Here is a 5,399-nt window from a genome sequence, read left to right as displayed (position 1 = left end):
CTGAACCGGCCTTTCGACGGGTCTGAACCGGCCTTTCGACGGGTCTGAACCGGCCTTTCGACGGGGGCGGAGGGGGTCAGGCGGTCGAGTGGTCGCCCAGGTCGACGGCGGCGCGGCCGGCTTCGAGGCGCGCCACGGGCACCCGGAAGGGGCTGCACGAGACGTAGTCCAGGCCCGCCTTGTGGAAGAAGTGGATCGACTCGGGGTCGCCACCGTGCTCGCCGCAGACGCCGATGTGGATGTCCGGGCGGGTCTTGCGGCCCGACTTCACGCCCATCTTCACCAGCGAGCCGACACCGAAGGCGTCGAGCGTCTCGAACGGGGAGATCGTCAGCACGCCCGACTCGAGGTAGTCGGCGAAGAAGGCGCTCTCGACGTCATCGCGCGAGAAGCCCCACGTCGTCTGGGTCAGGTCGTTGGTGCCGAAGGAGAAGAACTCCGCCTCCTCCGCGATGCGGCCGGCCGTGAGGGCGGCTCGCGGCAGCTCGATCATGCAGCCGATCGGGATACGCAGTTCGACACCTGACGTCGAGGCGACGTCGGCGAGGATCTTCTCGGCCCGGTCACGGATGATCTGCAACTCGCGCACGGAGCCCACGAGCGGGACCATGATCTCGGGCTTGGGCTTCTTGCCTTCGCCGAGCAGGTGCACCGTCGCCTCGGCGATCGCGCGGATCTGCAGGTCGAACAGGCCGGGGATCTTCAGCCCCAGGCGCACGCCGCGCAGGCCGAGCATCGGGTTGGCCTCGTGGGTGCGCTGCACCGCCGCGAGCAGCTTGAGGTCGTGCGGGTCGACCTCGCCCTTGGCCTCGGCCAGCGCGACCTTGACCGAGAGCTCGGTCAGGTCGGGGAGGAACTCGTGTAGCGGCGGGTCGATGAGCCGGATCGTCGTCGGCAGGCCGTCCATGGCGCCGAGCAACTCGATGAAGTCCTGGCGCTGGATCGGCACGAGCGCATCGAGCGAGGCCTGCTTCTCCTCGGCGGTCTCGGCGAGGATGACATTCTCGACATACTGCCGGCGCTCGCCGAGGAACTGGTGCTCGGTGCGGCACAAGCCGATGCCCTGGGCGCCGCGGTCGCGGGCGCGCTTGGCGTCCTCGGCCGTGTCGGCGTTGGCGCGCACGCGCAGGCTGCGCACGCCATCGGCATACCGGAGCAACCGGTCGACGGAGCGGATCAGGTCGAGCGTCTCGGCGTCGCCGTGGACCGCGGCCTCGGCGGCGTCGATGCCCTCGGCGATATAGGTCATCACGGGCGAGTCGACGACCGGCACTTCACCGACGAAGATCTCGCCGGTTGCGCCGTCGATGGCGATGATGTCGCCCTCCGTCAAGGTGGTCTTGCCGACCTTGACGGTCTTGCCGACGGGGTCGACCTTGAGCGCCTCGGCGCCGACGACAGCGCACATGCCCATGCCTCGCGCAACGACGGCCGCGTGCGAGGTCTTGCCGCCGCGCGCGGTCAGCACGCCGACCGACGCGACCATGCCGGGCAGGTCGTCGGGGGAGGTCTCGCGGCGCACGAGGATGACCGAGTGGCCCTCATCCTTGCGGGCGATCGCGCCGGCATTGTCGAAGGCGATCTCGCCCACGGCCGCGCCGGGGGAGGCGCCGAGGCCCTTGGCGAGCGGCTGGGCGCCCGAGGCGGCGTCGAAGTGCGGGAAGAGCAGCTGGGTCAGCTGGGTCCCGGTGACTCGGCCGATGGCCTCATCGAGCGTGATCAGGTGCTCGTCGACCAGTTGGGTGGCGACACGGAAGGCCGCCGCCGCGGTGCGCTTGCCGACGCGGGTCTGCAGCATCCACAGCTTGCCCCGCTCGATGGTGAACTCGATATCGCACAGGTCGCGATAGTGGGTCTCGAGGCGGCGCATCGCGGCGCGCAACTCGGCATATGACTTGGGGTCGAGGTGCTCCAGATCCGCGAGCGGGAGGGTGTTGCGGATGCCGGCGACGACGTCCTCGCCTTGAGCGTTCGACAGGTAGTCACCGTAGACACCGCTGTGGCCGCTACTCGGGTCGCGGGTGAAGCAGACGCCGGTGCCGGAGGTGTCACCGAGGTTGCCGAAGACCATCGCCATCACGTTGACCGCGGTGCCGAGGTCGTGCGGGATGCGCTCGCGGCGACGGTAGAGGCGCGCACGCTCGGTGTTCCAGCTGTTGAAGACGGCCTCGATGGCCATGTCGAGCTGCGTGCGCGGGTCCTGCGGGAAGTCCGCGCCGCTCTGCTCCTGCACGATCGCCTTGTATGCCGCCACGACGGCCTTGTGGTCGTCCGCGGTCAGCTCGGGATCGCTCTTGACGCCAGCCTTGGCCTTCTGGGCATCGAGCGCGTCGGCGAAGAGGTCGCCGTCGATGTCGAGCACGGTCTTGCCGAACATCTGGATCAGGCGCCGGTAGCTATCCCACGCAAAGCGTTCGTCGCCCGCGAACTTGGCCAGGCCCTCGACGGAGCGGTCGTTGAGACCGACGTTGAGGACCGTCTCCATCATGCCCGGCATCGAGAACTTCGCGCCGGATCGGACCGACAGGAGCAGGGGCTCTTCGTCGGCGCCGAAGTGCCGGCCGATGTGGTCCTCGGTCGCGCGCAGGGCCATGGTGACCTCGACGCGCAGGCTCGGCGGGACGTGGCCACTGGCCAGGTAGGCCTTGCAGGCCTCGGTGGAGATCGTGAAACCGGGTGGTACGGGCAATCCCATGTTGACCATCTCGGCGAGGTTCGCGCCCTTGCCGCCCAAGAGGTCCTTCTGGTCCTTGTTGCCCTCACTGAACTGGAATACGTATGTGGACAATGCCGCCTCCTTGAAGTGCTTTCATGTTTCCACGTCGATTCCCGGTGGGTGTACCAAGGACCGCCTGGCATCCGCCAGTTGCCCCGTGTAGGCAGCGGTGGGAGGCGGGGCTCTCCTAGCGAAAACCGTTGTGGGGATTGAGAACGCGCGATCGTGACAGTGGATTGAGAGGATCGAACCCATGTTGCGGGACTGGGCCGAGGGTGACCTATCAGACATCATCTCGCGCCATCCCGAGTGGTTCCCGGTCACCGGTGGCGTCCCGCCGGCGAATGGTCTAGTCCCGCTCGGGTCGGGCGAGTCGTATGCCGTGTGGCGGGCCGGCGATCTCGTCGTCCGGATCGCGCGGCGCCCGGCGGCTGAACTGCCCGTGGACCTGGCGCAGGAGCGTGCGGCACTGCTGTTGGCACCGGCCGGTCTCGGGCCGCGGGTCATCGGAGCCGGCGAGGTCGAGGTGGCCGGAGCTGGGGCGTTTCCCTATCTTGTCGAGTCGCTGGTGCCGGGCCGGACGCTGGCGCCGTCGCAGTGGTCGGACGGGTTGCGCGCCCTGCTCGTCGCCGACCTGGCGCGCCTGCATGAGCGCACGTGGCCGGGGCCCGGGACGGCGTCCGAGGCGTTGGCCGGCACGGGGCCGGCGGCCGGGCGGATCGACTTCGTGGCCCGGGTGGAGGAGGTTGTTGACTGGTGGGCGCCGCGCCTCGGGGGAGCCGAGCGAGAGGCGTGGTGGCCGCTGGTCGCGCCCATGCGGGCATACGGCAAGGATGTGGCGGGTGCCTTCGCCGAGCTGGACCGGTTCAGCCTCATCCACGGCGACCCGGTGTGCACCAACGTCCTTGTGCACCAAGGAGTTCCGCGACTGATCGACTGGGAGTGGGCGGCGATCGGCGACCCGGCACGCGACATCGGCTTCCTCGGTGGTGCGGTTCATGCCGCCCCCTGGTATGCGTCCGTGAACGACGGTCAGGTGGACGCCCTCGTGCGCGCCTATGTCGATGCCGGCGGATGCGGGGATGCCGCCGCCCTTCGGCTGCGCCGGGACGCCTGGCTGGCGCTGGAAGCCTTCAGCACGTCGGCCTATCTGGCTTGGGTGGTCGCCGACAACCCTGGGCGCGACCACGGCTGGCGCCCCGCCGCCGCCCACCAGCTGTTGACCACCCTGTCGGACGTCCTGGCACCGTTTGCGACACCCGCCCGGGACTAGGGTGACGCGCGGAGGTGGTCGGTGGTGGCGAGGAAGCGTCGGTTCTCGGATCGGCTGGCGGCATCCCCGCTGCGCCGGCTGACGGGCAAGCACACGGTGCTGCTGGAGTATGTCGCGCCCCGTTCGGGGGCCTTGGTCTCGCTCCCCGTGTGGGCCGTGCCTTGGGCTGGGGGTTGGGTGGTCGTGGTCGGCAAGGCCGAGGCCAAAACCTGGTGGAAGGCCTTCCGGCGCGAGCTGCCCGCGACGATTGTCGACGTGCGCAGCCGCCACGAGGTGGTGGGTCGTCTGTTGGCGACCGACCATGTCTATTACGACGCCTTGGCGGCGTATGTCGCGGCCATCCCCGCCGCGGGCCGGGTCGCCAAGCCGGGCGTGCCCATCGTGTTCTTCCGTGCGCGCCTGCCCGAGGCTCCCTAACCTCTGCTAGCAGCATTTAGGTGACCTAGAGCAGGGTCTACCCTGCTGGAGGTCACTTAACCTGTGTTGAGTCGGCGCGGTGAGCGCCCGGCCCGCCGGACGTGGGTCGATGCGGGGCCTAGCTGAGGACGTCCTTGCGCGCGAAATGGCGGTAGGCGAGCGCTAAGAAGACCGTCGTGTAGAGCGCGCACCAGGCCACGCCATGCAGCATCTCGCTCAGGTCGGGCTCGACTTGGAAGAGCTCGATCCAGCCCCGGCTGTAGTGATTCGGCAGAGCGCGACGCCAGTCACCGAGCGCATCGAGCGCGTCCAGGATCGAGGAGACGATCGCCGCCAGCACGGCCGCCCCGACCGCGCCCAGCGGGGTGTCGACGGCCACGCCGACCCAGAAAGCCAGCGCGGCAAAGGGCAGGACCGACACGAACACATAGCCACTCGCGAGCGCCAGATGGCCGAGGACCGTGGGCCAGTCGAGCGTCCCGGCCAGCGGGATCGTCAGCGCCGCCCAGCCGTATGCCAGCCCGCCCACCACCAGCGACCAACTCACGAACGCCACGAGCGCCACCGCCGAGGTGAGCAGACCGATGATCAGTTTGCTCGTCAGCAGGCGGGCGCGCGGGACCGGAGCCGTGAGCAGATAGCGCAGCGACCCCCAACTCGCTTCTGCCGGAACGGAATCACCGACGAAGAGCGCCGCCAGAATCAGGATCAGCAACTCCGCGGCCACGAGCAGCATGAAGACGGCGAAGTTGGCGGCTCCGCTGGTCGCGAGGTCGGAGAAGAGCGCACCGCCCGGGTCGCCGCCGTCACCCAGGGCGAAGGCCGCGACAACGATTAGTGGCAAGGCGAACAGGATCGCGCCCGCCCACAGGGTCCTCGGCCGGCGCAGTTGTCGGCGGGCCTCGGCGCGCAGCGGCAGTGCCCGGCGGTCCCGGCCGATCGCCTCGCCGGCCAGGCGCTCGGGTGCGGGGGTGTTGCTCATCGCGGCCTGAT

At 69.4% G+C, this 5,399-nt stretch carries 4 protein-coding genes; 2 read left to right on the top strand and 2 right to left on the bottom strand.

The annotated features are described in order from the left end of the window. Window positions 1-76 precede the first annotated feature (76 nt). Window positions 77-2,788 carry a pyruvate, phosphate dikinase gene (gene ppdK / locus PKH97_RS13170; protein WP_324387963.1) on the bottom strand — a complete coding sequence of 904 codons (2,712 nt, stop codon included), beginning with the start codon at window positions 2,786-2,788 and terminating at the stop codon, window positions 77-79. A gap of 181 nt (window positions 2,789-2,969) precedes the next feature. Here ppdK and PKH97_RS13165 point away from each other — a divergent pair, with 181 nt between their 5' ends. Together PKH97_RS13165 and PKH97_RS13160 are read left to right on the top strand one after the other, a co-directional pair. After that, window positions 2,970-3,989: a phosphotransferase gene (locus tag PKH97_RS13165; RefSeq protein WP_324387962.1), complete on the top strand. Its 1,020-nt coding sequence runs from the start codon at window positions 2,970-2,972 to the stop codon at window positions 3,987-3,989. Window positions 3,990-4,013: 24 nt separating this feature from the next. Further along, window positions 4,014-4,406, top strand: coding sequence for a hypothetical protein (locus tag PKH97_RS13160; protein WP_324387961.1), 393 nt, complete (start codon window positions 4,014-4,016; stop codon window positions 4,404-4,406). A gap of 118 nt (window positions 4,407-4,524) precedes the next feature. On the opposite strand, the gene PKH97_RS13155 is transcribed toward PKH97_RS13160, so the two are convergent. Then, window positions 4,525-5,399: ABC transporter permease (locus PKH97_RS13155; RefSeq protein WP_324387960.1), on the bottom strand; the 875-nt coding region annotated here is incomplete at its 5' end.

Source organism: Nostocoides sp. (assembly GCF_035343835.1).
Classification (GTDB): Bacteria; Actinomycetota; Actinomycetes; order Actinomycetales; family Dermatophilaceae; genus Nostocoides_A; species Nostocoides_A vanveenii.
Note: the sequence above shows the minus strand (reverse complement) of the source record. Positions and strands in the feature narration are given on the sequence as shown.